Origin of the sequence: Candidatus Rhodobacter oscarellae, assembly GCF_001078595.1 — a bacterium.
In the GTDB taxonomy this organism is placed as follows: domain Bacteria; phylum Pseudomonadota; class Alphaproteobacteria; order Rhodobacterales; family Rhodobacteraceae; genus Rhodobacter_B; species Rhodobacter_B oscarellae.
Genome location: NZ_LFTY01000001.1, coordinates 491,994 through 516,708, shown reverse-complemented (window position 1 = coordinate 516,708; position 24,715 = coordinate 491,994). Strand labels below are relative to the sequence as shown.

At 64.4% G+C, this 24,715-nt stretch carries 14 protein-coding genes; 5 read left to right on the top strand and 9 right to left on the bottom strand.

Annotated elements, in window-relative coordinates; all coding sequences use genetic code 11:
• Positions 1 to 412: 412 nt before the first annotated feature.
• The 4 genes from AIOL_RS02370 to AIOL_RS02355 all read right to left on the bottom strand — a co-directional run bounded on the left by AIOL_RS02370 (position 413) and on the right by AIOL_RS02355 (position 8,701).
• Complete coding sequence (locus AIOL_RS02370; protein ID WP_049641413.1) at positions 413 to 1,585, bottom strand: HlyD family type I secretion periplasmic adaptor subunit; 1,173 nt, start codon at positions 1,583 to 1,585, stop codon at positions 413 to 415.
• Positions 1,582 to 3,846, bottom strand: a complete 2,265-nt coding sequence (locus AIOL_RS02365; protein WP_049641412.1) for an ATP-binding cassette domain-containing protein — start codon at positions 3,844 to 3,846, stop codon at positions 1,582 to 1,584. Before AIOL_RS02365 ends, AIOL_RS02370 begins: the two co-directional genes overlap by 4 nt.
• Positions 3,846 to 5,165 carry a TolC family protein gene (locus AIOL_RS02360; RefSeq protein WP_049641411.1) on the bottom strand — a complete coding sequence of 440 codons (1,320 nt, stop codon included), beginning with the start codon at positions 5,163 to 5,165 and terminating at the stop codon, positions 3,846 to 3,848. The genes AIOL_RS02365 and AIOL_RS02360 overlap by 1 nt, the downstream gene beginning before the upstream one ends.
• A gap of 134 nt (positions 5,166 to 5,299) precedes the next feature.
• Positions 5,300 to 8,701 carry an Ig-like domain-containing protein gene (locus AIOL_RS02355; RefSeq protein WP_049641410.1) on the bottom strand — a complete coding sequence of 1,134 codons (3,402 nt, stop codon included), beginning with the start codon at positions 8,699 to 8,701 and terminating at the stop codon, positions 5,300 to 5,302.
• Between the two features lie 560 nt (positions 8,702 to 9,261).
• On the opposite strand from AIOL_RS02355, the gene AIOL_RS02350 reads away from it, so the two are divergent.
• The 3 genes from AIOL_RS02350 (at position 9,262) to AIOL_RS02340 (ending at position 12,412) form a co-directional block, all read left to right on the top strand.
• Positions 9,262 to 9,966, top strand: a complete 705-nt coding sequence (locus tag AIOL_RS02350) for a hypothetical protein (RefSeq protein ID WP_049641409.1) — start codon at positions 9,262 to 9,264, stop codon at positions 9,964 to 9,966.
• Positions 9,967 to 10,131: 165 nt separating this feature from the next.
• Positions 10,132 to 11,208, top strand: a complete 1,077-nt coding sequence (locus AIOL_RS02345; protein WP_049641408.1) for a LysM peptidoglycan-binding domain-containing protein — start codon at positions 10,132 to 10,134, stop codon at positions 11,206 to 11,208.
• Between the two features lie 16 nt (positions 11,209 to 11,224).
• Positions 11,225 to 12,412 (top strand): transporter substrate-binding domain-containing protein, encoded by a 1,188-nt coding sequence (locus tag AIOL_RS02340; protein WP_082152389.1) that lies wholly within the window; start codon positions 11,225 to 11,227, stop codon positions 12,410 to 12,412.
• A gap of 466 nt (positions 12,413 to 12,878) precedes the next feature.
• Here AIOL_RS02340 and AIOL_RS02335 read toward each other — a convergent pair whose 3' ends face one another.
• The 3 genes from AIOL_RS02335 to AIOL_RS02325 form a co-directional block, all read right to left on the bottom strand.
• Entirely contained in the window at positions 12,879 to 15,341 is a 2,463-nt protein-coding gene (locus AIOL_RS02335; RefSeq protein WP_049641407.1) for a TRAP transporter large permease subunit, read from the bottom strand.
• A 130-nt stretch (positions 15,342 to 15,471) separates the two neighbouring features.
• Positions 15,472 to 16,566, bottom strand: a complete 1,095-nt coding sequence (locus tag AIOL_RS02330) for a C4-dicarboxylate ABC transporter substrate-binding protein (RefSeq protein WP_049641406.1) — start codon at positions 16,564 to 16,566, stop codon at positions 15,472 to 15,474.
• Between the two features lie 155 nt (positions 16,567 to 16,721).
• Positions 16,722 to 18,326, bottom strand: coding sequence for a GMC family oxidoreductase (locus AIOL_RS02325; RefSeq protein ID WP_049641405.1), 1,605 nt, complete (start codon positions 18,324 to 18,326; stop codon positions 16,722 to 16,724).
• A 95-nt stretch (positions 18,327 to 18,421) separates the two neighbouring features.
• On the opposite strand from AIOL_RS02325, the gene AIOL_RS02320 reads away from it, so the two are divergent.
• Entirely contained in the window at positions 18,422 to 19,180 is a 759-nt protein-coding gene (locus AIOL_RS02320; protein WP_049641404.1) for an IclR family transcriptional regulator, read from the top strand.
• Positions 19,181 to 19,345: 165 nt separating this feature from the next.
• On the opposite strand, the gene AIOL_RS02315 is transcribed toward AIOL_RS02320, so the two are convergent.
• Positions 19,346 to 20,329: a zinc-dependent alcohol dehydrogenase gene (locus tag AIOL_RS02315; RefSeq protein WP_049641403.1), complete on the bottom strand. Its 984-nt coding sequence runs from the start codon at positions 20,327 to 20,329 to the stop codon at positions 19,346 to 19,348.
• On the bottom strand, positions 20,329 to 21,636 hold the full coding sequence (gene hisD / locus AIOL_RS02310) for a histidinol dehydrogenase (protein ID WP_049641402.1): 1,308 nt from the start codon (positions 21,634 to 21,636) through the stop codon (positions 20,329 to 20,331). Before hisD ends, AIOL_RS02315 begins: the two co-directional genes overlap by 1 nt.
• A gap of 495 nt (positions 21,637 to 22,131) precedes the next feature.
• On the opposite strand from hisD, the gene AIOL_RS02305 reads away from it, so the two are divergent.
• Positions 22,132 to 24,645: a CheR family methyltransferase gene (locus AIOL_RS02305; protein WP_049641401.1), complete on the top strand. Its 2,514-nt coding sequence runs from the start codon at positions 22,132 to 22,134 to the stop codon at positions 24,643 to 24,645.
• Positions 24,646 to 24,715: the final 70 nt, after the last annotated feature.

Sequence of the window (24,715 nt, the reverse complement as noted above, 5' to 3'; positions counted from 1 at the left end):
TGCTTGGGTGGGGCGTCGCGCTTTTCTTGAGGGGGCGTTCCCAAAATGTGTGCTTCCGCACGCTCTTTCTTATGCAAGCTGCGCGGCGACGCCGGAACATCGGCGGCTCGGCTGCCGCAATTGCGTCGCAGCCCGTATTTATGGCCGAAAAGAATGAGGACCGGTTCGCCTTGGCGATGGGCCGTCCAGTGGACGGACCAAGGTCCGAATGCGCGGAGCGCCAGACCGGTTCGCCTTGGCGATGTGGCGCCCGGTGGATGCGCCAAGGTGCGAACGCGCGGAGCGCGCGGCCCTGGTTGAGGCTCCCGCGCAGTTTTGGCAAAATGACGCAGGGCCGCAATATTTAGGAAAATCTTAGGGATTGGCGGTTCAGATGAAATTGGGTGGGGCCGCCCGGCCGCAAAAATTCGAATCACCGTTCGCGGAACGCTTCCTGGGACTTGTAGAGCGGCTTCAAAAGATAGGTCAGGATCGTCTTGGATCCGGTCTGCAGCTCGGCGGTGGCGCGCATGCCGGGGCGGATCTCGATGTCGCGCTGGCGCTCGGTGAAGGCGCTGGTGTCGACCTCCACGCTGACCCGGTAGAAGGGCGCCTGGCGCGGGTTGTGCTCGTCGTCGAACGTGTCCGCCGAGACGAAGTTCACCTTGCCCTGCAGCGCGCCGTAGATCGTGTAGTCATAGGCCGAGAGCTTAACCGTGGCCTCCTGGCCGGGCTGCACCGAGGCGATGTCTTCGGGCTTCACGCGGGCCTCGACAAAGAGCTCTTCGCCCAGGGGGATGATCTCTAGGATCTCCTCGCCCGGGCGCACCACGCCGCCGATGGTGGTGATTTGCAGCGCGTTGACGATGCCGTTCATCGGCGAGGTGATCACCGTGCGGTCCAGCTGGTCGCGGGCCAGCCGCAGATCCTGCCGCCGCGAGGTCAGGTCTTGCAGCGTCTCCGAGTAGGCCTCGGCGATCTGCAGCTCGCCCTTGGTGCCGATCTCGTTATAGGTGATCTCGGCATCCGAGGCGGCCTTTTGGGCGCGGTTGACCTCGATCAGGGCGACGATCTCTTCGCTGTGGAGCCGCTTCATCGTGGCCAGTTCCTCGTTGAGCTGGTCGAGGATCTTGCGGGCGCCGTCGCGGCGCGAGGCAAAGTCGGTCTGGCGCGCGTTCAGCAGCGCCTTCTCAGAGCGCAGGATGGCCGGGGACCGCTGGGCCAGGTCGGCGGGCACGCTAAAGTCGAAGGCCCCGGCCAGCTCGGCCTCGAGCCGCAGGCGCTTGATCTCAAGCGCGTCGATCTGGTCCTGCAGGTCGTCCACCTTGGCGCGGAACTTGGTGTCTTGCAGCCGCGCGATCACCTGGCCGGCCTCGACGCGGTCGCCCTGGCGCACGCGCATCTCGGCGAGGATGCCGCCCTCGAGGTTCTGCACGATCTGGGCGCGCGAGCTGCTGACGACCTCGCCCTCGGCGCGCACGATCTCGTCGACCCAGGCGACGGAGGCCCAGACCAGGAACAGCGCCAGCGCGCCGCCCACCAGCAGGATGATGCGGCTGGCGCCGGTGGCGCCCTCTAGCGGGGTTTGCTCGGTCAGCGCGGTCATGCGGCTGCGGCCTGTTGTGCGGCAGTGCCGGAGAGATGCGAGAGCACCTGGTCCCGCGGGCCGTCCACCATCAGCCGCCCGGCCTGCAGGATCAGCGTGCGGTCGGTCAGCGCCAGGATCGGCATGCGGTGCGTGGCGATCACCGTGGTGCGGCCATGCAGCCAGGTGTCCAGCCGGGCCACAAGCGCCTTCTCCAGCGCCTGGTCCAGCGCTGCGGTCGGCTCGTCCAGCAGCACCACGCCGGGGTTCTGTAGCCAGAGCCGCGCCCAGCCAATCGACTGGCGCTGCCCCACCGAGAGCCCCGCGCCGCCGTCCTGGATCTCCATGTCCAGGCCCTTATGGTGGCCGCGCACAAAGGGGCCCAGCCCGGCGAAGTCCAGCGCCGTCAACAGGCGCTCTTCGTCGCGCTCCAGCATCGTCAGGTTAAGGTTGTCGCGCAGCGTGCCCGAGAGCAGCCGCACCTCTTGGCTGAGATAGCCGATGTTACGGCGCAGGTCGCGGGCGTCGATCTGGGCGATCTCGGTGCCGTCCAGCAGAACGCGGCCCTTGTCGGGCGCGTAGAGCCCGGTCAGCACCTTCAGCAGCGTTGACTTGCCCGAGCCGTTCACCCCCAGCACCGCGACGCGCTGCCCGGCGGTCATCTTGATCGTCGGCACATCGAGGTTCGGCGCGCCGTCCTCGTCATACTGAAAGCTCACCTCGTGCAGCTCATACGCGCCCTTGATGGTCTCGCGGCGCAGGTAAGAGCGCTCTTGCTCTTTCTCTTGCGGGGCCAGCGCGATGGCGTCCAGCCCCTCTAGCGCGGTCTTCACGTTGCCCCAGCGCGCCATTGTGGAGGCAAGCTGTGTCAGCGGCGCAAGCGTGCGGCTGGTCAGAATGCCCACGGCGATGATCGTGCCCACGGTGAACTCGCCGGCAAACACCATGAAGGTGCCGATCACCACGGCGGCGATATAGGTGCCCTGCTGGACGGCCTGCGACCAATAGGTCAACCCGTTGGACAGGCGGCGCTGCTCGGCGGTGGAATGGCTGGAAAGCTCGGTCAGCTCGGCCCAGACCTGCATCATGCGCTCCTCGCCGCGCTGCGTCTTCAGCGTGTCCAGCTCGGTCACCACCTCGTGCAAAAGTCGCCCCGCCTTGGCGTTCGCGCCCTGCGTCTGGCGGGTCAGGTCGATCATGCGCTTCTGCAGGAAATAGGCGGGGATCAGCATCAGGATGCCGCCCGCGACGATGGCCCAGACGATGGGCCCGCCGATGGAGCCGATCAGAAGCAGGAACACCAGCACGAAGGGCACATCCGCCAGCGTCGACAGCGTCGAGGAGGTGAAGAACTCGCGCACCGAGCCGAACTCGCGCATCGCCGCAAAGAGCCCGGACGGGGGCAGGGGGCGCTTGTCAGAGGGCATGCCGACCAGGCGCCGCATCAGGTTCTTTTGCACGTTCATCTCGATCTGGCGGCCCGCCGCGTCGGTCAGCCGGGCGCGGGCGAGCTTTAAGGCGCCCTCCATGCAGATCGCCAGCACGACGCCCAGTGTCAGCACCCAAAGCGTGGCTTGCGACTGGTGCGGGATCACCCGGTCATAGACCTGCAGGCTGAACAGCGCCACGGCGACCGCCAAGAGGTTCGCCACCAGCGAGCCCACCATGATCTCGGCCACCTGCCGGCGGTAGCGCGGGAACTCGCCCCAGAACCAGTGGATGCCCTCGAATTGCGGGATGTTGCGCGCCACCACGTCCTTCATCGGCGTGCGGCCCGTTAGGGTCGTGCCGGTGAAGAAGGGCGCGAACTCTGCCACGGGCACCTCGGCCTTATTGTCAGCGCAGGTCGTGTCGAAGATCGTTAGGATGTCGTCGATCTGGCTCATCACCAGCACGCATTGCCCATTGGTCATCATGGTCAAGGCGGGCCAGGTCTCTGGCGCGATCTCGGCCTTTTGCGTGATCTTGTGGCGGATGCCGGTGGTGTCCAACGCGCGGCCCAGCGCATTGATCGTCAGGTCATTGGGCGCGTGGGTCCAGAGGAACTCGGCCACATCACGCGCCGGTGTCTTGTTGCCGTTCAGCGCGGCGAAGGTGGCGATCAGCGTGGCGCGGTGCTGCACGCGGGCGTCGGCGTTCTCGACCAGCGAGTGAACAAAGTCCTCGTCGGTTTTCGGATTGGACTCTGGTGCGGGCGCCAGAGCGGCTGGCGCCGCCTGTTTCTGGCGCGGTACGATCGCCGTGCCGCGCGCGGTATTCAGTGACAGGGTCGGTTTCGCCATCAGATCGATCCCCCTTCGGCCAGCAAACCCAGATCCTTTGCCATCTCAAGCTGGATCAGGATCACTTCGTATTTCGCGTCCACATGCGCCTGCTCGCGCTGCACCATCGTCTCGTAGATCGAGACCACATCCATCACCGAGCGCTGCCCGGCCTGGAACTGGCGCTGGAACAGCCGGAAGGTTTCGCGGCTCTCCTGGGCGAGGCGCGCGGCCTCGGTCTCCTGCCGACGGAACGACGCGAGCCGTTGCTCTTGGCGCGCGCGGTCGCGGCGCGCGCCCTCTTCGGCCTCGGCCACGTAACGATCCGCGGTGTCCTGCGCCAGCGCCACGGCCTTGAGCGCCGCGGGCGTGCCAAAGCCAATGGGCGTGCCCGTGCCCGATGTGATCGCGGCGGTGGTGCCGCTGCCCGTGACATTCGCCTGCGCGCTGATGCCGGGCAGGAGCCCCGCGCGCTCGATCTTGGCGCCCGACACCGAGCGGTTCGCCTCTGCCAGCGCGTTCAGCACGGCGAGGCTGCGCAACCCGGCGGGCGGGGTGTCCAACGAGAGCTTGGCAAAATCGGCGGGGAAGCTCCGCCCGGTCATTGCCTGCAGCTCGGCGCGGCTGGTGCGCGCGGCCTCCTCGGCGCTGGTCTGGGCCGAGGTGATGTCATGCACCTTCGCCTCGACCACGCGCAGATCGGCGCGGTCCGAGATGCCGCCCTCGACGCGGCCGCGCACGATGCGGTCGAACTCGCGCATCTGGCCTAGCGCGCGCCCGTTCAACGCCGCCTTCTCGTCGCCGCGCAGCGCGGTGAGGTAAAGCGCCAGCGCGGTCTCGACCCGCGCGTTCATATCGGTGGAGAGCGAGACCGCGGCGACCTCGACATCCGCCGCGGCAAAGGCGCGTTCGGCCTTGCGGCGGCCATTGTCCAGGAGCACCTGCTCGACCAGCAGGCTGGTGACCACATCGCCGAGGCTGGACAGGCTCAGGCTGGCGCCCAGGGTGGGCAGCCAGTTCTTTGATTTCGCCTCGGCGCGCAGGCGCGCGGCGCGCAGCTCTGCCTCTGAGGCGCGGGCGGAGGCCGAAAGCGCGGCCTCGGCCACAACGTGATAGGGCGAACCGGTCTTTAGCAGCGTTGGCCGCGCCAGCAGGGTGTCGATGATGTCAGAGCCTTGCTCGCCCTCGATGGTCTCAAAACTGCTGGCGCGCACCGTCGCGCCCGCGTCATTCCGGTCGTTCTTGGCGGAGAACCTGTCAAGCAAAGCGGGCCCCTGCATGCAGCCGGCCAGAAGACCGACCGCGCCCAGGAGCGCGATGCCACGAAGAGGGCGGCACATGTCTGCCGCCGGATATGCGTTGCGCTTAATCACGCGCTCTTACCTGCCTCACTGCCCGCTTATTATAATTTTTGTGGCGGGCTGTTATTGGGATACGTGTTTACTCGTTACGGGTGCTGCAGTGTCCTTAAAGCCTAGATAATCACGTTGACGTCCTGTTCGACCACCAGGGTCGCGCCATCGGATCCGATTGTGTAAATGTTGTAGGTCTGGCCGTCGATCTCGCGGGTCGTGCCGGTGTTGACCGCGCCGGAAACGGTGATCGTGTCGTCGGTGCCGCCGTGGATCGTGAGCTCGTCCGTGGCGTCCGACATAGAGCGGATCTGCGCCTCGGTCAGCACCAGGCTGGTGTCCTCGCCATAGTCGAGGTTCAGCGCGGCGATGTCGAAGCTGCCCGTGCCCGGATGAGAGATCGAGGTCGCGTCGTCCTCGAGCACCAGCAGCGTCGAGGCGTTGTTGCCCGCATCGTCATTGCGGGTGACCACCAGGTTGGTGCCATCCGGGATTGGCGTGTCAAAGGTGAACTCTGTGCCGAATGTCGGATCGCTAGAGATCGTCGCCGCCGGGGCAGAGACCGAGCCGTCGCTGTTCAGCGAGCTGACCGCGTAGTTGTCGACGGTGTCCTCGGTCGAGATCCGGCGCACGTCGTCGCCCGAGAAGGTCACCGCGTCCACGCCGGGCGTGCTGATTTCGGTGTCCACGCCGAAGGTCTCGGCCACCGTGGCAATGTTGCCCGCCGGGTCCGTTGCCGTGATCGTGGCGGTGGCGGTGTAGGTGCCCTCTGGCAGATCGGCCGTGGCGAAGCTGGCCGACCAGTTGCCGGACGCATCCACCGAGGCCGCGCGGGTCACGCCCATCAGATCGACCGTGACCATCGAGCCCGGCTCTGCGGTGCCCTCAAGCGTGATGCCATTGGCGTGCTCGACCGCGTTCAAGACGTCATCGGCGGTTTGGTCGCCCTCTACGGTCAGTGCCGCCTCGGTATCGATGCGGATCGTGTCGCTCAGCGTTGCGGTGTTGCCCGCGGGGTCGGTGGCCGAAACGGTGATCGCCGCGTCATAGGTGCCCGCGGGCACGCTGGAGGCGGGGAAGGTGAGGCTCCAGTTCCCGGCGGCGTCCACCGAGGCGGGCAGGGTGGCCGCGCCCAGCTGGACGCTGACGGTCGAGCCGGGCTCTACCGTGCCGGAAAGCGGGATGCCGTCGGCCAGCTCGGCCGCGTTGACCACGTCGTCGCCCTCGATGGCGCCGGGGGTCTGGGCGAAGTTCAAGACCTCGGTGTCCAGGCCCACCGCGTCCGTCACGGTCCGCGTGTTGCCCGCGGCGTCGGTAATCGACGCGCTGATTGGCAGCGAGCTCGTCCCCGTGGGGATCGAGCCGGACGAGAAGGTTGTGGTCCAGTTGCCCGCGGCGTCCGCGACCACGGCCTGCGCCGCCCTGCCCAGGGTGACGGTGACCGTCATCCCCGGCGTGGCGGTGCCGCTGATGTCCACGCCATCGGCGCGCTCGACCGCGTTGATGACGTCGTCGATCTCGATCGGCAGCGGCGAGAGCGCCACCTCGCCCGCCACCGTATCAACGGTGATCGCGGCCGTGGAGGTCGCCGAGTTGCCCGCCGCATCCGTGGAAACAGCGGTGATCGTGGTGTCATACTCGCCCGAGGGGATGCTGCCCGCGCCGAAGACCGCGGTCCAGGTGCCATCGGCGGCGACCGTGGCGGCCACCGTGGCGCCGGCGACGGTCACATCCACCGAGGCGCCGGGCTCTGTCGAGCCCGTGAGCGTGATGTCCGCGCCCGCCTCAGCGGCGTTGATCACATCATCGCCCCCGGCCTGGCCGGCGTCGATGGCAACCGTGTTCTCGGTATCCACCTGCACGGTGCTGGTCGTCGTCTCCACATTGCCCGCGTCATCGGTCGCAACCGCGGTGACGACCGTTTCGTAGGTGCCGGTGGGGATCTCGTTAGAGGCAAAGGTCGCGGCCCAGGTCCCGGAGGAGTTCGCCACGATCTGATGCGTCACGGTGCCCATCGTCACGTCAACCGTCGAGCCGGGCTCTGCCGTGCCCGTCACCGTGACACCGGCGCTTTGCTCGGCGGCGTTGATCACGTGATCCCCGCCCGAGGAGACGTCCATGGTCAGCACCTGCTCGGTGTCCACCCGAATGCTCTGCGTCAAGCTGCTGGAGTTGCCGTATTGGTCCGTCGTGGTCAGCACGATGTCGCTATCATAGGTGCCGGGCTGGATCTCGGAGGCCGCGAAACCCATCGACCAAGTGCCGGAGGCGTCGACGGTGACCTCTCGGGTGATCCCTTGAAACGCGATCGAAATCGTGGCGCCCGGCTCGCCGGCGCCTGAAAGGGTGACCCCGTCAGAGGCCTCGACCGCGTTCACGACATTGTCGCCCTCAACCGCGTTCAGCGCCGCCAGCGGCGCCTCGGTGTCGACCACGAGCGTTTCGCTGATCGTGGTGCTGTTCCCGCGCGGATCGGTCGAGACAATGGTTATGCCGGTCTGGTATTCGCCGGTCTTGATCTCGGCCGCGTCAAACGTGACCGACCAGGTGCCGCTGTCGCTTACCGTGGTTACATGCGTGGTGCCGTCGATGGTCACAGAGACCGTGGCCCCGGCCTCGCCGGTGCCGCTGATCTCGGCGCCGCCGCTATGCGAGGCGCCATTCACAAAATCGCCCGAGGACTGCGCGCCGGATGTGACGGCCACATCCGGTGGCGTGGTGTCCACGTCGATGGTCGGGCCGGTCAGATCGAACGTGTTGCCATCAGGGTCCTCGACCGCGACCGTCGCGGGGTGCACCCCGTCCACCGGCAGATCATTCGGATCGAACGTGGCGACCCAGACGCCATTGGGGTCTACGGTCGTTGTCACCGTTTGGTCCCCCACAGTGACCGTGACCGACGAGTCAGGCGCACCCGTGCCGGACACAATCGGCGCAACGCCGGTCGTGCCGCCGACCTCCTGCGTGCTATTGGGGTCGTCCACGGTCGGCTGGATCACGGTCGACGTGCTGTCGCCGCCGCCATCACCGCCGCCACCGCCACCGATGACGGCCACTGCAGCCAGGGCTCCGCCTGCCGCGCCAAGGCCGCTTAGCCCGCCAAACAGAGGCGCAGCGATGGGCGCCACCACGGGCTCGACACGACCAAGATCAAGGAAGACCAGATCGTCGTAGGCGCTCCATTTTCCGCTGACATCCAGCCCGGCATAAGACGCCGTAAGCGGACCCTCTTGCGCGTCACCGAGAAAGACCTCGACCAGGTCGCCCTGCTCGCTGAGGAACAGGTTCTTGGGGCCGGTTGCTCCCTCGTCGAAATAGCCGCTGACGACCAGCACCTGACCATCGGCCAAATTCAGGACGAGGTCGTTGCCCTCACGCGCGTAGCTGGAGACCGCGCTCGCGCTTAGATTGAGCGACACATCCTTAGAATAAGACGCGTAGATTGTGGCCGGATTGCCTTCGGGGAAGGCGCCCGTGCGCACGCTGCCTGCCGCGTCACGGACGACATAGTTGATTGCTAACATGGTTTCTTACCGCTCTTTTTACGCCTCACTACCCTGGATCGCGCGGTCTTTTTAGAATTCGCCGCTCATTCACCCAGCTCGCCACAAACTCTGGCAAAGTTACCCACATGATGCGATGTTTGAAGCCCGCCTGTCCAGTCATAGTTTACATGTTCATGCCAGCTTCTACCGACTTTTCCACATTTTACGAGCTAAATCGCGCCGCGCCTGGGGATAATTTCCCGCGTGAGGTGACAATGCCACAATATGCGCACGCGGGCGGTGCAAATGCCACATTATATTGACCCTGACGCGAGCCATCGTCTATTCTTCACCCATACGGGGATATCTGGTAGTGTGCGCTGTTCTTATGGTGGTTCGCTGGCGGGTCAAATTATCTAGCAGTGTAGCGTATTATAATGAAGCGGTTGGAGCCAAATCCTAAGCCAAAAACGCCAAAGCCGGTTGCGCTTACCCGAATAATTGCGCCTTCGACTGTTAGAATCCTCCCGAGCGGCGCAGAGGGCGCGCAGGTCGCCAATCAACCTCAGGCTGCGGGCGCCACCAAGGCGCACACCTTTATGTCCCCCCAGGGCAAGGCCGACACGGACCAGAGCGGCCCGCTGCGAAAGCTGGGATTTACCGCGTTGGGGCTCACCGTCCTGGTGTGCGGACTGCTATACGTGAACGGAGCCTCGGCGCCGGGCCCGGCATCGTCGGATACCGCGTCTGCCAGGCCAGGGCAGGTCGGGGTGACGGATGTCGTGCCGCTGAGCGCGCCTGCTGATGCGGATGCGGCGCGTCCGACCGGTGAAGTGGCGTCGTTTGCGCCCGCTGTGGCGCTGCGGCCCACCGCGCGGCCGATCAGCGAGCCAGAGCCAGTACTTCTTGAACCCGTCTTGCCTGAACCCGTCTTGGCCGCGCCTCCTGAGAGCACCATTCCCAGCGTCATCCCGCCAGGGGAGGCGCCCGGACAGACGCCTGGCCTGCCCACGGCGCCAGCGGCCGCGCCCGCCGAAGAATGGAGCCTGATCGAGTTGATCACCTCTGGGACCGTGGCGGCACTACGTGGCGATGGCGGGGCCAGCGAGGGGCAAGGCCTGGACGGCGAGCTTGTGCGGTTCGTGCAGGACGCCATCGGGCAAGGGCAGACCGCCGAGGGGCTGGAGCAGCTTTTGACCACGGCGCAGCGCAATCGCGTTGTCGATGTGCCGCCGAATTTCGTGCGCCCGGACGGACGCGTTGATGCCGCGGCCGTGCTCGCGGCCGTGGCGGGGGCGAACTGATGCCGCGCCTGCCGCAGAGCCATCCTTGCCGCGAAACTAAGGCGCTGACGCCCGTGCGCGCGCTGCCTGCGGAGGGCGAAATACTGAGAAGGTAGTAGAGAACTGAAAAGATGCGCGGATCGCTGCAACCTGCCGCGCGGATCAAAGCAACAGGGGGGAAGAGATATGAGAAACCTATTGGCCGCCGCCGCAGTGGCGCTGACCGGATTGGGCGCGGCGGGCGCCTCTGCCGAGACCTGCGGCGGAGAATATGTCGTCGCCAGAGGTGATACGCTTTCCGGCATCGCCAACCGGCATTACGAGAATGCCGGCAAATGGACCGCGATCCACAACAACAATCTCAAGACCATCGGGCCAAAGCCGAACCTTCTGCGGATCGGCATGAAGCTGAAGCTGGCCTGCCTCGACGGCCTGCCCACCGGGCTGCCGGGAGGCACGGCGATCACGGATGTCACGCTGACCTCTGCCCCGGTGCAGGTGCAGCCGGGGCACGCCTCGGTGCGCCAAAAGATCAACCTGCTGACCGGCAACGACTATGCGCCGTTCACCGACCAGGCGCTGCACAATGGCGGCATGCTGACCGATGTTGTTAACGCCGCCTTTGCGGAAGCCGCGCCCAAGCAAGGCTATGCGATCCACTGGGTGAACGACTGGACCGCGCATTTTGAGCCGCTTTTGTCGAACGCGCTTTTGGATCTGAGCTTTCCCTGGCGCCAGCCTGACTGCGCCACGATGGGCGAGGATTATCGCTGCCAGAACCTGCTCTTCTCGGACCCGATGTTCGAGATGCTGCAGCTTCTGTTTACCGCCTCGAACAACCCGATGGTGTTCAACCGCGACGCCGACATGGTCGGCAAGACGCTTTGCCGCCCGGTTGGCTACACCTATACCGACATGGACCAGGACGGGCGCAACTGGCTGAAGGAGGGCAAGATTACCCTTCTGAAGCCGCGCAGCGTCAAGGACTGCTTTGACAAGGTCCTGTCGGGCGAGGCGGACGCCGTTGCGATCAACGAGTTCACCGGGCGCGACGCGATCAAAGAGCACGGGCTGCAGGACCAGATCCGCATCCTGCCGCAGCCGCTGGCCGTCGCGGGCCTGCATGTGGTGGTGCACAAGTCGCACCCGCAGGCGCAAGAGATGCTGGCCATGGCCAACGAGGGCCTGCGCGGCATCCGCAAGTCCGGCGACTACCAGAAGATCATCGAGGACCACATGGCCCGCATCTATGCGGACTATTAATCGAAAGGGCGTGCCCATGCTGAGGCATCTGACCTCTCGACCCGCCCGATCCCTGCTGGCGCCGCTTGCGGTGGCGCTGGCTCCGGGCGCGGTGTCGGCGGCCTGTGACGTGGACTACACCGTGCAGGCCGGTGATACATATTATTCGGTGTCGCAAGAGCATTTCGGCACGCGGGCGCATTGGCAGCTGGTCTATCAGGCCAACCAAGCCGCGTCGGGTGTGCCGGGTTTGCTGCCAGGCAACCAGCTCTACATCCCCTGCCTGAATGACGGCGGGGCGGCGGTGGTGGCAGCACCGCCCAGTGCAGAGGGCAGCGTGGAGGTCACGAATGTGGCCCCGACCGCGGCGCCGGTCACCCCAATCACCCCGCCCGCGGACCTGCCGACGGTCGCCGAGAACGTCGCGGCCTCGCTGGCAAGTACCGCCCCGGCCGCGCCACTGGAACGCAGCTATCCCGCCAACGCGGAGCTGCGCCTGCTGACCGGTGGGAACTACGCCCCGTTCACCGACAAGACCCTGCCAGAGCAGGGGCTGGTCACAGAGCTCCTGCATGCCGCGCTCGACAACACGCCCAACCCGGTGACCTACTCGGTTGCCTGGGAGGACGACTGGTCGCGGCATCTCTTCCCGCTCTTGGACGAGAAAGCGTTCGACATGGGCTTTCCCTGGCTCAAGCCGGACTGCGACGCCGCGCCGGAAAACGAGCGCTGCCAGAACTTCCTGTTCTCCGAGCCGCTGATGCTGATGCCGATCATGCTGTTCGTGCGCGAGGACAACCAGTTCCAGTTCCGCGATGACAGCGACATCCTTGGGCGCGCGCTTTGCCGCCCGGCCGGGTACTTCACCCACGACCTGGACCGGCAGGACCGCAAGTGGATCAGCGAGGGCAAGATCACCTTCGTTGCGGGCGACAGTCCCAGGGATTGCTTCAACAGGCTCATGCAGGGCGAGGTCGATGCCGCGACGGTCAACCTCTTCCTGGGGGCCAGCGTGATCCTGGAAATGGGGCTGCGTAATAAGGTCGTGCAGCTGGAGAAGCCCGTCTCGGAAGAGGGGCTGCATGTTGTGATCTCCAAGCGGCATTGGCGCGGGACGACCCATCTCTATCGGGTCAACGCGGGTCTCGCCAAACTGCGCGAAGACGGCCGATACCAAGAGATCGTCTCGCGTCATCTGGAGCTGTTCCAAGCGCGGCTTCAGTAAGCTACGGCGCCGGTTTCCTTCTCCCAGGCCGGCGCCGTTTTTCTGTCTGAGTGTTTTGTGGTGTGGTTGAGTTTGGCTTGGAGTGGGCCTTGAAGATCCGCCGCCCCTGACTTGATCCGGGGCCTCCGGCTTGAACCAAGTACAACCCGGGCTGCGGCCGACCTGGAGGTCGCTTGTGCTACGGTTCTGTGTTGCGTGCGGTCTTCGAAAGCGCAAGCGTTCCAATGAGTTGCGACGTGGCAAAAGCGGCCTCCTGGGGGAGGTCGGCCGCTGCCCGAGGCAAGCTCGGGCGGTTGCGCTGTATGGGTTCCGAAGCATCTGGTGTCGGCAAGCGTTGTTGGGGCGGTGTGCTTGAAGTCGAAGCTCGCTCCAGCCCAAAACTCCCACCACCCATTGCCGCGCCACCCAAAGCAAGAACGCCGACCTGATGGATCGGCGCTCTCAGCTGTTTGAATGATAAGGCCGCCTAGCCCCCCATCACCTTGGGCAGCCAAAGCACCAGCTGCGGGAAGATGAAGAGCAGGATCAGGCCCAAGAGCTGCACCAGCATGAACTGCATCATGCCCAGGTAGATGTCCTTGAGGTCCCAATTCGGCACCACTCCCTTCAGGAAGTAGGCGGACAAGGCCACCGGCGGACTGAGCCAGGCCGTCTGCAGGTTCACCGCCACCAGGATGCCGAACCAGACCATCATGTCGTAGCGGCTGAGCCCATGCACCGAGAGCGCCTCGACCGTCGGCAGCAGGATCGGCACCACGATCAGCACGATCGGGACCCATTCCAGCGGCCAGCCCAGAAGGAAGATCAGCGCCATCACCAGGAGCAGGATCAGGTAGGGCGACATATCGAGGCCAAGCAGCAACTCGGTCAGCATCTTGGGCGTGCCGAGCGCGCTGAACTGCGCGCCAAAGAAGTTCGAGGCCGCCACCAGGAACATGATCAGCACCGTGATCTCGAGCGCCTTGATCAGGCTGTCAAAGAAGCTGGGGACCGAGAACTTGCGGTACCCGATGGACAATAGGATCGCGCCGAAGGCGCCCATCGCCGCGGCCTCTGCGGGCGTTGCAAAGCCCAGCAGGATCGACCCCAAGGCGAAGGAGATCAGGATCGTGGGCGGCATCAGCCCGGCAAAGAACTCGTCCCACAGGTCGGAGAAGTAAAAGTTACCGTCCGCGTCCTTGCTGTAGATCGTGCGCCCTAGCACCGCCAGGAGAACGATGAAGGCCCCGAAGACGATCGACCAGATCGACACGCCGTCGCCGCTATTGGCCACGATCATGTAGAGGTGGAACAGCACGGCGACCGGCACCATGATCCGCAGGATGCTCAGGTTGCGATAGGCGGCGTAGGCCACGGCCAGGGTGATCGCCAGAACGATCAGCCCGCCGAAGGGCACCACCCCGCCAAACGCTCCGCCGATGCCGAGCCCGAAGATACGGCAGATCGTCAGCACGCCTAGGCAGATCAACGCCACCTCGGCGCCGTAGAACTTGGAGGTCTCCGGCTGGTCCTCTTCCGACAGGATCGGGCCCAGGCTGGGGTTCAGCCAGCAGCGGCCCAGGGTGTAGAGCAGGTACAGAGACGCAAGTATCGCGCCGGGAACGAATGCGCCGCGGAACAGGTCCAGCGTTGACACCTCAAGCACCGGCCCCATCACGATCAGCATGATCGAGGGCGGGATCAGGATGCCCAGCGTGCCGCCCGCGGTGATCGTGCCCGCCGCGAGCTGCACGTTATAGCCCGCGCGGCTCATCGTGGCGCCGGCCATAATGCCCAGCAGCGTCACCGAGGCGCCCACGATGCCCGTCGCGGCGGCAAAGATCGTCGACACGATCAGCACCGCGATGAACAGCGCCCCGCGGACCCGCGCCATGATCATCTGGATGGAGGCAAAGAGGCGCTCCATCAGCCCCGCGGCCTCCATCACGATGCCCATCAGCACGAAGAGCGGCACCGCCATCAGCTGGTCGTTCAGCATGGTGGAGTTGGTGTTCAGCGTCATCAGCAGGGTGGTGAGCTTGAAATTCGCCCCCCAGATGCCGAAGACGAAGGCCAGGAAGATCAGCGTGAACGAGATCGGGAAACCGATGAAGATCACGAACAGCATCGCCGTCAGCATGATCAGGCCGATGGTGGGCTTATCAAGCCCCGGGCGGGCCTTCATCAGCTCGGTGAACCACTCGCCGCCCGGCACGTAATCCGGCGCGAAGATGGCCAGGATCAGCCAAGCCAGCGCGATCAGATAGAACGGCAAAGCGCGCACGAAGATGCGCTCGCGCTCCTTGCCCATCTTGTGGAATGCGCGGAAGATCTCGGGAATGCCCTGCAGCATCAGCAGCAGGCCACCGACGGGCATCGCCGTCCGGGCGGGCCACAGGAGCGGTCCCCAGGCGCTGTCGATCTGCATGGTCTCTCCGCGCGAATAGGCCAGCCACCAGAACTCTGCCGACACGATCGTGAAGAAGATCATCGAGGGCATGAAGAACATCAGGTAAAGCGAGGCATCCACCGTCGCTTGGGTCTTGTCCGTCCAGTTGCGGTAGAGGAAATCCGCGCGGATATGCACGCCGCGCATCAGCCCGTACCCGGCGGCGGCCATAAAGAGCACGCCCGCGATCATCCGGCTGGTGTCGTAGACCCAGAGCGTCGGCCCAAGCCCCAGCGAGCGCGCCAGCTCCTCAAAGCCCGCGTTTTGCAGGATCGCGAAGGAGTTCCGCGCGAAGACCTCGTAGACCACCACCGCGATCAGCGGCACCATCAGCAGCGCGATCAGCTGACCGGCGCGATAGTTTATGACGTCGATGACCGCCGTGATCGGGCGCTGCCAGGGCGTCATGTCCTCGGGCGTTTCACCGGGGGCCTCGGCGCGTCGCTCGGCGATCAGCTCGTCAGCGATTTCCAGGTCTTCTGGATTCGGTTCCTCTGCCATGTGGCGTTCCCTCCCATTCCCATAGACGTGGATTTGCTATCCGCGTTCTTTTTTTCGAAACGCCCGCGGTGGGGCGCTTGGAGAGAAAGAACGGTAGGATGGGGTTAAACCCCATCCTACGCATGGGTTCTTACTTCAGGGTGTCCGCGAAGGCGCGGCCAAGGCCCGCGTTCGAGGTCTGAGCGCCGGCCCAGAACGGAACCGCGACCTCGGCGAAGGCGCGCTGGGACGCCCACACTTCGGCGAAGAACGCGTTGTCGTCCGCAGCAGCCTGCAGCGCCTTGGCAGCGGCTGCGGAGTACTCGGTGAAGTAGTCAGCCGGGGTGTCCTCGAGGATCACGCCGTGGTTCTCGGTCAGGTCCTTAAGCGCCTTGCCGTTCTCGAAGATACGGTAGGACATGGACTTGGACAGCGACGCGGTTGCGGCGACCTCCAGGGCCTTCTTCTCAAGATCGGACAGATCGTCGTAGAAATCGCCGTTCACATACATGTCGGCGTTCACGACCACCTGGTGCAGACCCTGCAGGTAGTAGTGCTTAAGCACCTTTTGGAAGCCAAACACCGAGTCCGGCTTTGGGCAGCACCACTCGGCCGCGTCGATGGTGCCTTTTTCCAGCGCGGGGAGGATGTCACCGCCGCCCATGGCCACGGCAGGCACGCCGATGTCAGCATAGGCCGCGCCAACCATGCCCGGAGGCGCGCGGAAGCGCATCTGACGGAAGTCGTCCATGGATGTGATCGGCTCAGGGAACCAGCCCAGGGCCTCGGGGCCAACCGGCTGCAGCATGAAGCCTTTGACGTTCACGCCCATCTCGTCCCACAGGCGGTCATACAGCTCTTTGCCGCCGCCGAACTGGAACCAGGACAGGAACGCGATGTTGTCCATGCCAACCCCGGCGCCCGCAACGGGCGCGCCAAAGAGGTTCGCCGCGACGTGCTTGCCGCCCCAGTAGTGGGTCCAGGCAAAGCCACCCTCGACCAGGCCTGCATCTACCGCGTCCATGATGTCGCGCGGACCAACAACGGCACCAGCGGGCAGCACTTCGATGGTCAGCGAGCCGTTGGTCAGGGCGGCGACGTCGTCACCGAAGGCCTTCAGCATGACGACTTCGTCAGCGGTGGTCGGCAGAACCGACTGGATGCGCAGCACCTTCTCTGCCATCGCGGTCGACGCGGTCAGGGCAACCGCCACAGCCCCCATCGCCAAGGTCTTGAAATTAAACATGGATATCCTCCCATAGGTTACACGGCCCTTACGTCTTTGATTTTGCGCGCCGCCCCAAAAGGCCAATGGGCCGTGCGTTTGCCACCCAGGGTGGCATAGTCTACCCAGCATGTCGCCGGATTATTTGCAGTTTCAGCAATCCCGAAACCTGCTTTTCAAATAGCGTCCTCCAAGATCATATCGCTCGCCTTCTCGCCGATCATGATGCAGGGCGCGTTGGTGTTCCCAGAGGTGATCACCGGCATGATCGAGGCGTCCGCCACGCGCAGGCCCCGGATGCCGTGCACGCGCAGGCGCGCGTCAACCACGGCGCGGTCGTCGCTGCCCATTTTGCAGGTGCCGGTGGGGTGGTAGATCGTCACCGCCGTCTGGCGGGCCCATTCCAGCGTGCCGGCCTCGTCGTCAAAGGCGATCTCGCGCCCCGGCGCGAACTCCTCGGTCACGTGGGACTTCAGCGGCTCGAATTGCGCAATCTTGCGGGCCACTTGGATGCCCTTGACGATGGTGCGCCGGTCGGTCTCGGTCGCCAGGTAATTGGGGTGGATCGCCGGGTGGTCGTCCATGCTGGCGGATGTGAGCTCCAGATGCCCGGCGCTCTCAGGGCGCATTTGCAGCACCGAGGCCGTGAAGGCCGAGAACCCGTGCCGCACCGGACCCTTGCCCAGGTCCTGCGCCGAGAAGGGCTGGATATGGAACTGGATGTCCGGGGTCTCCATATGCTCTTCGGTCTTTAGGAACCCGGTCCCAAGCGAGGCGGCCATGGTCATCGGCCCGCTCTGCGTCAGCACGTAGCGCAGCCCGATCAGGGCCTGCTTGAAGATGTTGCTGATCTCGACATTGATGGTCGAAAGGTCGGTCTTATAGATCGGGCGGGCCTGCAGGTGATCCTGCAGGTTCTTGCCGACGCCGGTCAGCGCGTGCCGGGTCTCGATGCCGTGTGAGGAGATGCTGTCGGGGTCCCCCACCCCCGACAGCATCAAGATCTGCGGCGAGCCGATGGCCCCCGCAGACAGCACCACCTCACAACGCGCGCGGATATCGGTCATCTGACCGTTCACCCGCGCCCGCACCCCAATGGCACGCCCCTCTTGCAGCAGCACCTTCTCGGTCTGCGCGTCGGTGAGGATTTCTAGGTTATGGCGGTGCTCGGCGGGGCGCAGATAGGCCACGGCAGAAGAGCAGCGCCGCCCGCCCTTCATCGTGGTCTGGAAATACCCAACGCCCTCCTGGTCCTCGCCATTGTAGTCATGGGTGCGCTTGTAGCCCGCCGCCACAGCGGCCTCGACCCAGCGGTCCACGATCTCGCGGTTCAGGCGCGGCTCTTGCACCGAGAGCGGCCCGTCCGTGCCGCGATAGGGGCTGCCATTCTCGCCATGCCAGGTCTCGGACTTCTGGAAATAGGGCAGCACGTCCTGCCAGGCCCAGCCGGTATTGCCCAGCTGGCGCCATTGGTCAAAGTCCTGCGCCTGCCCGCGCACGTAAAGCAGCCCGTTGATCGAGCTGGACCCGCCCAGGACCTTGCCCCGCGGCCAGGCCATGGCGCGGTCCGCGACCCCGGGGTCCGGCTGCGTCGTGTAGCGCCAGTCCGTCTTGGGGTTGCCCATGGTGCGAAAGTACCCAACGGGCACGTGAATCCAGAGGTTGCTGTCCCGTGGCCCGGCCTCGAGGACCGCAACGGTGTAACGCCCGCTTGCAGAGAGGCGATTCGCCAGAACACAGCCGGCCGAACCGGCGCCAACTATGACGAAATCAAACTCCATCTCTACCTTTTGTCAATTATTGAGACTTTTTGTCTCGATTTTCATTTAAATATGACGTTACAATGATTCTCCAATAAGACAACAAAGAATCGCCCATGGCCCCGGACCGCATCCCAACCAACCTACGCACGCTTCTGATCCTGGAGGTGCTGGGCAAGAGCGACCACGCGATGACGGCGACCGAGATCAACGAGCAGCTGGGGCTGCCCAAGCAGACGGTTCATCGGCTGTGCACCACCTTGGAGCGCGAAGGCTTTCTGGCCCGGCAGGGCAACACCAACCGGTTTCTACCCGCCCGCCGCCTGCGCGCCCTGGGGTCGGGCCTGTTGCATACCTCGCAAAGCCACATCGCGCGGCATCAGGTGCTGATCGACATCGCGCGCGAGGTGCGCGAGACGGTGAACTACGTGGTGCCTGAAACCACCGGCATGGCATATCTTGATCGCGTGGAGACCGACTGGCCCTTCCGCATCCAGCTGCCCGTGGGGTCAAACGTTCCGTTCCATTGCACGGCCAGCGGCAAGACCTTCATGGCGAGCATGGCGCCCAAGGCGCGGCGGGCCTTCGTGGCGGGGCTGGATCTGCAAAAGCTGACGGCGCAGACGGTCGCCGAGCCGCAATCCCTGCTGGACGAGCTGGCCGTGACGGCCAAGCGCGGCTACGCGCTGGATGACGAGGAGTTCATGGATGGCATGGTGGCCATCGCGGTGCCGGTGCTAGACACCCAGGGGCGGTACTTTGCCTCGCTGGCCTTCCACGGCCCGGTGCAACGCATGGCGCTGGACGAGGCGGTGACGCAGCTGCCGGTGCTACAGGCGGGCGCCGAGCGTTTGCGAACCGCGCTCTTTGATTAACGCGACCCGATTTCTTGCAAGAAATCGGCAAATCCCTTGGAAGGGATTTGGACCCGGGGGAGCCGCCTTTGAGAGGGGGGTGGTGAGACCTTTGCCGCGAGCGGGGCCAACTTCCTTTCAAGGAAGTTGCAAATCCCTTGGAAGGGATTTGGTCCGCTCCGAGACTTAAGGGTGCAAGATCACCTTGGGCGCCTCGACCCGCGCGGCAAGCAGGTCGGCGAAGGCCTCTGAGCCCTCGGACAATGCGCGCGTGCTGGTCCATTCCAGCGGGCCCAACCGCCCCGAGGTCATCGCATCCACGGTCTCGCGAAAATCCGCCTTGGTGTAGCAATAGGTGCCGAAGAAGGTGATCTCTTGCAGGGTCGCGCGGCGGATATCCAGTCCGGCATCCGCATCCCCGAGCCCGATATGGCAGATCGCTCCGCCGGGTTTCACGAGCGCGCTGGCGGCCTCGCGCGTGCCGCGGTAGCCCACCGCGTCGACAACAAGGTCGTAGCCCGTCTCCAAATCCGCGGCGTCCACAACCGCGCCGGGCGCATGCGCGGCCAAATAGGTGCGGCGCAAAGGGTTGGTCTCGGCCACGACGATCTCGCCCGCGCCAAACGCCTGCAGACATAGCGCCGAGCCTAGCCCGATCGCCCCGCCGCCTAGCACCAGGCAGCGCGAATGCTCAAGCGGCCGAATGGTCAGCCGGTCGGCCAGCTTGATCGCGTGCCAACAGACGGCCAGCGGCTCGGCCATCGCCGCCTTATCCATCGGGAACCCATCCGGAAGTTCCACCAGGTTGTCGCTTGGCATACGCAAAAGCTCGGCGAAGGCGCCCTCGCGCGGCGGCATCGAGATCAGTTGGCGCTCGGGGCAGAGGTTCTCGCGCCCCTCGGTACAGGTCTCGCAAGTGCCGCAGGGCACCATGGGGTTCACCGTCACGCGCTTGCCCGCCAGCGGGCCCTCGATCACGGTGCCTGCCGCCTCATGGCCGAGGATCAGCGGCGCCGGGCGCCGCTCGTCATGGCCGAGATAGCCGTGCATGTCAGAGCCGCAGATGCCCACGGCCTCGACCTGGATCAGATTCTCGCCCATATCCGGGTTCGGCTCTGGCGCGTCGCGATAGGTCATCGCCTTGACGCCGGTATAGACGAGCGCCTTCATCAGTCTTCGGCGCCGAGGTCGAAATTCTCGCCGGGGAAGTACTTGGCCAGGCGGATGTCGGCGGTGCGGGCGTGGCCCTCCATGCCCTCTAGGCGCGAGATCCGAGCCGTGGCCTCGGCCACGCGCTTGGAACCGGCGCGGGTGGCGCGCTGCCAGGTGACGATCTTCATGTATTTGTGCACGCTGAGCCCGCCGGTGTAGCGCGCCGAGCCGGACGTGGGCAGCACGTGGTTCGGGCCCGAGGCCTTGTCGCCATAGGCAACGGTGGTCTCTTCGCCCAAGAAAAGCGAGCCATAGCATTCCAGCCGGTTAAGCCACCAATCCAGGTCCTCGGCCTGCACGGTCAGATGCTCTGGCGCATAGTCGTCGCTGGTGGCGGCCATCTCCTCGCGGTTGGCGCAGACCACGATCTCGGCATAGTCGCGCCAGGCGGCCTCGGCGTTTTGGCGGTTCAGCTCGGGCAGGTCGGCGATCAGATCGGGCACCAGGGCGTGGACCTTCTCGGCCAGCGCGCGGTTATCGGTCACCAGCCAGACCGGCGAGTTATAGCCGTGCTCGGCCTGGCCCACCAGATCCTGCGCCACGATGGCCGGATCTGCGTGCGCGTCCGCCAGAACCAGGCTGTCTGTGGGGCCCGCGATCAGGTCGATCCCCATATAGCCAAAGAGCATCCGCTTGGCCTCGGCCACGAATTGGTTGCCGGGGCCCACCACGATGTCGGCCTTGGGCAGGTCGAACAGGCCATAGGCCATCGCGGCCACGGCCTGAACGCCGCCCATCGACAGCACCTCGTTCGCGCCGCAGTAATCCGCGGCGAAGATGATTGCGGGGGAAATCCCCGCGTTCCCCTGGGGCGGCGAGCAGGCGGTGATATGCTTGACGCCCGCCACCTTCGCGGTGGTCACCGTCATCATCGCGCTGGCCACATGGCTATAACGCCCGCCGGGCACATAGCAGCCCGCCGAGCGCACCGGGATCGAGCGCTGCCCCGCCACCAGGCCCGGCCCGATCTCGACCTCGAAATCCTGCATCGCGGCGCGCTGCGCCTCGGCGAAGCGGCGGATGTTATCATGCGCAAAGCGGATGTCGTCTTTGAGCTTCTCGGGCACCAAGGCGGCGGCGGCGGCCTTGGCCTCGGCATCCAGAACCACGGCGCCGGTGTATTTGTCGAACCGCTCGGCGAGCCTGCGCGCGGCGTCCTCGCGTCCGGCCTCTACCTCGGCCAGCAGCTCTGCCACCGTATCCCGAACGGACGCGGCATCGGTACGAGACGTCTTGGGCGCCGCTTTGATGTAGTCTCTTGGCATTTTTGCTGGTGTCCCTGCTAGGTATCCCAGGCAGGATCATCAAAAAGCAGCGATGGCGCAAGCCAGAGGGCCGGCGAAAAGCCGTCCGCTGGCTGGATTAGCGCTTTGATCTGCCCGGAGCGAACGGTGCGGCGCCGATCGCCCGCGCGCTTGCGATGCGGTGAAAAACTAGCTTCGGATATCCCGCAATCCAAAACGTTAAAAATTGGTACACAGAGAATCATCGCGGTTAACAAATTGTTAACCCTGCTTAAGCAATCCTCTATTTATGGGCGGAGACGCCGCCCAATGAGGGTGAGTAACAGCTTGGAAAAAGAGCCATGACCGCTGCGCGCGCGATCGGACGCAACATTCCCAATACCGGCCTAGTATGGCGGGACTCCTGAGCTCTTGAAATTGCGTGTGTCGACATACCTCTTTACACGCCTGGGTCGATAAGCGTCATCATGGTTTGGATCAATGGAACAAGAACAACGCACGGAACCAATTGCCACGATGTCGTCGCCCGCGGAGAGTAAAGAAGAGAAACCATTATTCTATGTCGGGATAGCGGCCTCGGCAGGCGGCTTGGAGGCCGCGACCCTTCTCGCGCAGAACCTGCCGGGCTCGGCGAGCTCTGTCTACATCCTGGCGCAGCACATGTCGCCGACGCATAATAGCCTGCTTACCTCGATCATCTCGCGCGAAACCAGCCTGCCGGTTCTTGATATCACCGATGGGATGGAGCCTAAGGCAAACACAATCTATGTGACGCCGCCGAACCACGACGTGGTCTTAAAGGACGGCAAGCTGCGGCTGATGGCGCCAAGCGGGCATGCCTCTTCGCCCAAGCCAAGCGCGGATCGCTTATTCGACAGCTTGGCCAAGAATGTCGGCGCAAAATGCCTGGCGATTGTTCTGTCCGGCACGGGAAGTGACGGCAGCTACGGCGTGCAATCGGTGCGCGAGGCCGGCGGCATCACGATCGCGCAAGAGCCCAGCTCGGCCAAATATGATGGTATGCCCGCTTCTGCGATTGAGACCGGCTTTGTCGATCTGACGCTGACGCCCGAACAAATCGGACGCCATCTGAACCGCATTCTGACGCGGCCGGACGATTTGCAGGACCTGCAGCAGCTCAACCGCCGCACGGTCCGGCTTACGGATCTGATGCATATCCTTCTTGCGCGGACCCAGGTCGATTTCCGTGACTACAAGGAGAACACGGTCAACAGGCGCATCGCTCGGCGCATGGTCGCGCTTGGGATTGATGAGTATGACGATTACGTCGACTATTGCCGCCGATCCGAGACCGAAGTGGACGCCCTGTTTCGGGATTTGTTGATCTCGGTGACACGGTTCTTTCGCGATCCCATGCATTTCGACCAGTTCGCCCGTGTGATCGAAGAGCTCGTTCGGGATCATTCCAGCGGTCAGTTGCGCGTCTGGGTCATTGGCTGCGCAACCGGCGAGGAGGCCTACTCGCTGGCGATACTCTTTGCCGAGGCGCTGGGCGGTCTGGATGCGCTGTCCAGCATGGGCCTGCAGGTATTTGCCACCGACATCGATTCCCGCGCTCTTGAGGTGGCTCGAAAGGGGGTCTACCCGATCAGTGCGGCCAGCGACATCCCAAGCAACCTCACAGAGAAGTACTTTGAGGTCGATGGAGCGAACCTGCGCGTCAAGCCGGCGCTGCGCAAGCTCATCTTGTTTTCGTATCACAATGTCGCGCAGGATCCGCCGTTCAAGAATGTGGACCTTGTCAGCCTGCGCAACATCCTCATCTACTTCAACGCCCGTCTGCAAGAGCGTGTCCTGCGCCGGGTGCATTCCGCGCTCTTGCCCAGCGGTAGGTTGTTCCTTGGGACCTCCGAAACGGTTGGCGCAACGCATGCTTACTTCGAGGCGCGCGTGGGATTGGACAAGGTCTTTTCCCGGCGCGACGTGCGCACCAAATACGAGGAGCCGAACTTTAACCTAAGCCGGTCCCGGCGCCAGGCCTGGGAGCGCAGCAACGCCGACAAACAGGAGGGCGCGCGCGGGCAGATGTTCGAAACCCTGGCGCGTACTGTCGCGCCCAATGGGTTCATAACCACCAGGAACGGGGAAATCGTTAGGGTCTTCGGCAATATCTCGAACATCGTCGAGGTTTCGGAACACAGCGCGCTGAACATGGACACCAAGATCCTGCTGAAAGGTCTGCGCGACGAGGCCAGCAGCCTGATTTCAGTGTCGTTGAAAATGAATGAGACTCGCTCGGGCCGTTGGCACGACATGGGCGAGCCGGGCGATAAACAAGTCCGAATCCGGGCCTTTCCGATCCAAAATGAGGATGGCGGCGAGGACCACGTCCTGTTCGCCGTCGAGTCCCGTGAAGGCAAAGCGGCCCTTCCCAAGGTCACGGAACTTTCCGCCGCCGAGCGCGCCAAATATGTGCTCGAGATGGAACGAGAGATGGTCGCCACCCGTGAGGCTTTGGAGCAAACCGTCGAGGAATTACAGACGTCGAACGAAGAGCTGCAATCGGTGAACGAGGAACTGCAATCGGCCAATGAAGAGCTGCAAGCCACCAACGAGGAGCTGGAAACCTCGAACGAAGAGCTGGAATCCACCAACGAAGAGCTGATCACGGTCAACGAAGAGATGCATGTCGGCACGTATGAGCTAGAGACCGTCACCTCAGAGCTCACCGCGGTCTTGGATCACGTGCCCTATCCCATCCTGGTCGTGGACCCCGCGCTTTTGATACGAAGACTGTCCGAGCCCGCCCTCGCGTTCTTTGGCATTGACGAGCTGCCGGTGACGGGGATGCATCTGGCGCAGACCCAGCCGCATCCCGACTTTCCGGAACTCGCAAAGCTCTGCAGCGAGGCCTTCCGCCTGCGCAAGGCAATGTCGATCGAGGTGCATGTTGATGGGCAGCACTATTGGCTGGGGATCCACCCGTTCTCTGATTCGGCGGGGCAGGCCTCTGGTATGAACGTCACGGTCGTGCCGCAGCGCAACGGCGAGGATCTCTTAAGTCCCTAATCCGGAAATGAAAGAGGCTCTAAGGCGTTCTGCGTCGCGGTGCCGAACGGTGCGGTAATGATTCGTTAAG

Excerpts from the sequence above, each read along its gene's own strand:
- AIOL_RS02315 (WP_049641403.1), bottom strand. The coding sequence starts at position 20,329 with ATGAAGGCGCTCGTCTATACCGGCGTCAAGGCGATGACCTATCGCGAC.
- AIOL_RS02365 (WP_049641412.1), bottom strand. The coding sequence starts at position 3,846 with ATGGCGAAACCGACCCTGTCACTGAATACCGCGCGCGGCACGGCGATC.
- AIOL_RS02320 (WP_049641404.1), top strand. The coding sequence starts at position 18,422 with ATGGCCCCGGACCGCATCCCAACCAACCTACGCACGCTTCTGATCCTG.
- AIOL_RS02305 (WP_049641401.1), top strand. The coding sequence starts at position 22,132 with ATGTCGTCGCCCGCGGAGAGTAAAGAAGAGAAACCATTATTCTATGTC.
- AIOL_RS02340 (WP_082152389.1), top strand. The coding sequence starts at position 11,225 with ATGCTGAGGCATCTGACCTCTCGACCCGCCCGATCCCTGCTGGCGCCG.
- AIOL_RS02325 (WP_049641405.1), bottom strand. The coding sequence starts at position 18,326 with ATGGAGTTTGATTTCGTCATAGTTGGCGCCGGTTCGGCCGGCTGTGTT.
- AIOL_RS02335 (WP_049641407.1), bottom strand. The coding sequence starts at position 15,341 with ATGGCAGAGGAACCGAATCCAGAAGACCTGGAAATCGCTGACGAGCTG.
- hisD (WP_049641402.1), bottom strand. The coding sequence starts at position 21,636 with ATGCCAAGAGACTACATCAAAGCGGCGCCCAAGACGTCTCGTACCGAT.
- AIOL_RS02330 (WP_049641406.1), bottom strand. The coding sequence starts at position 16,566 with ATGTTTAATTTCAAGACCTTGGCGATGGGGGCTGTGGCGGTTGCCCTG.
- AIOL_RS02370 (WP_049641413.1), bottom strand. The coding sequence starts at position 1,585 with ATGACCGCGCTGACCGAGCAAACCCCGCTAGAGGGCGCCACCGGCGCC.
- AIOL_RS02355 (WP_049641410.1), bottom strand. The coding sequence starts at position 8,701 with ATGTTAGCAATCAACTATGTCGTCCGTGACGCGGCAGGCAGCGTGCGC.
- AIOL_RS02350 (WP_049641409.1), top strand. The coding sequence starts at position 9,262 with ATGTCCCCCCAGGGCAAGGCCGACACGGACCAGAGCGGCCCGCTGCGA.
- AIOL_RS02345 (WP_049641408.1), top strand. The coding sequence starts at position 10,132 with ATGAGAAACCTATTGGCCGCCGCCGCAGTGGCGCTGACCGGATTGGGC.
- AIOL_RS02360 (WP_049641411.1), bottom strand. The coding sequence starts at position 5,165 with ATGTGCCGCCCTCTTCGTGGCATCGCGCTCCTGGGCGCGGTCGGTCTT.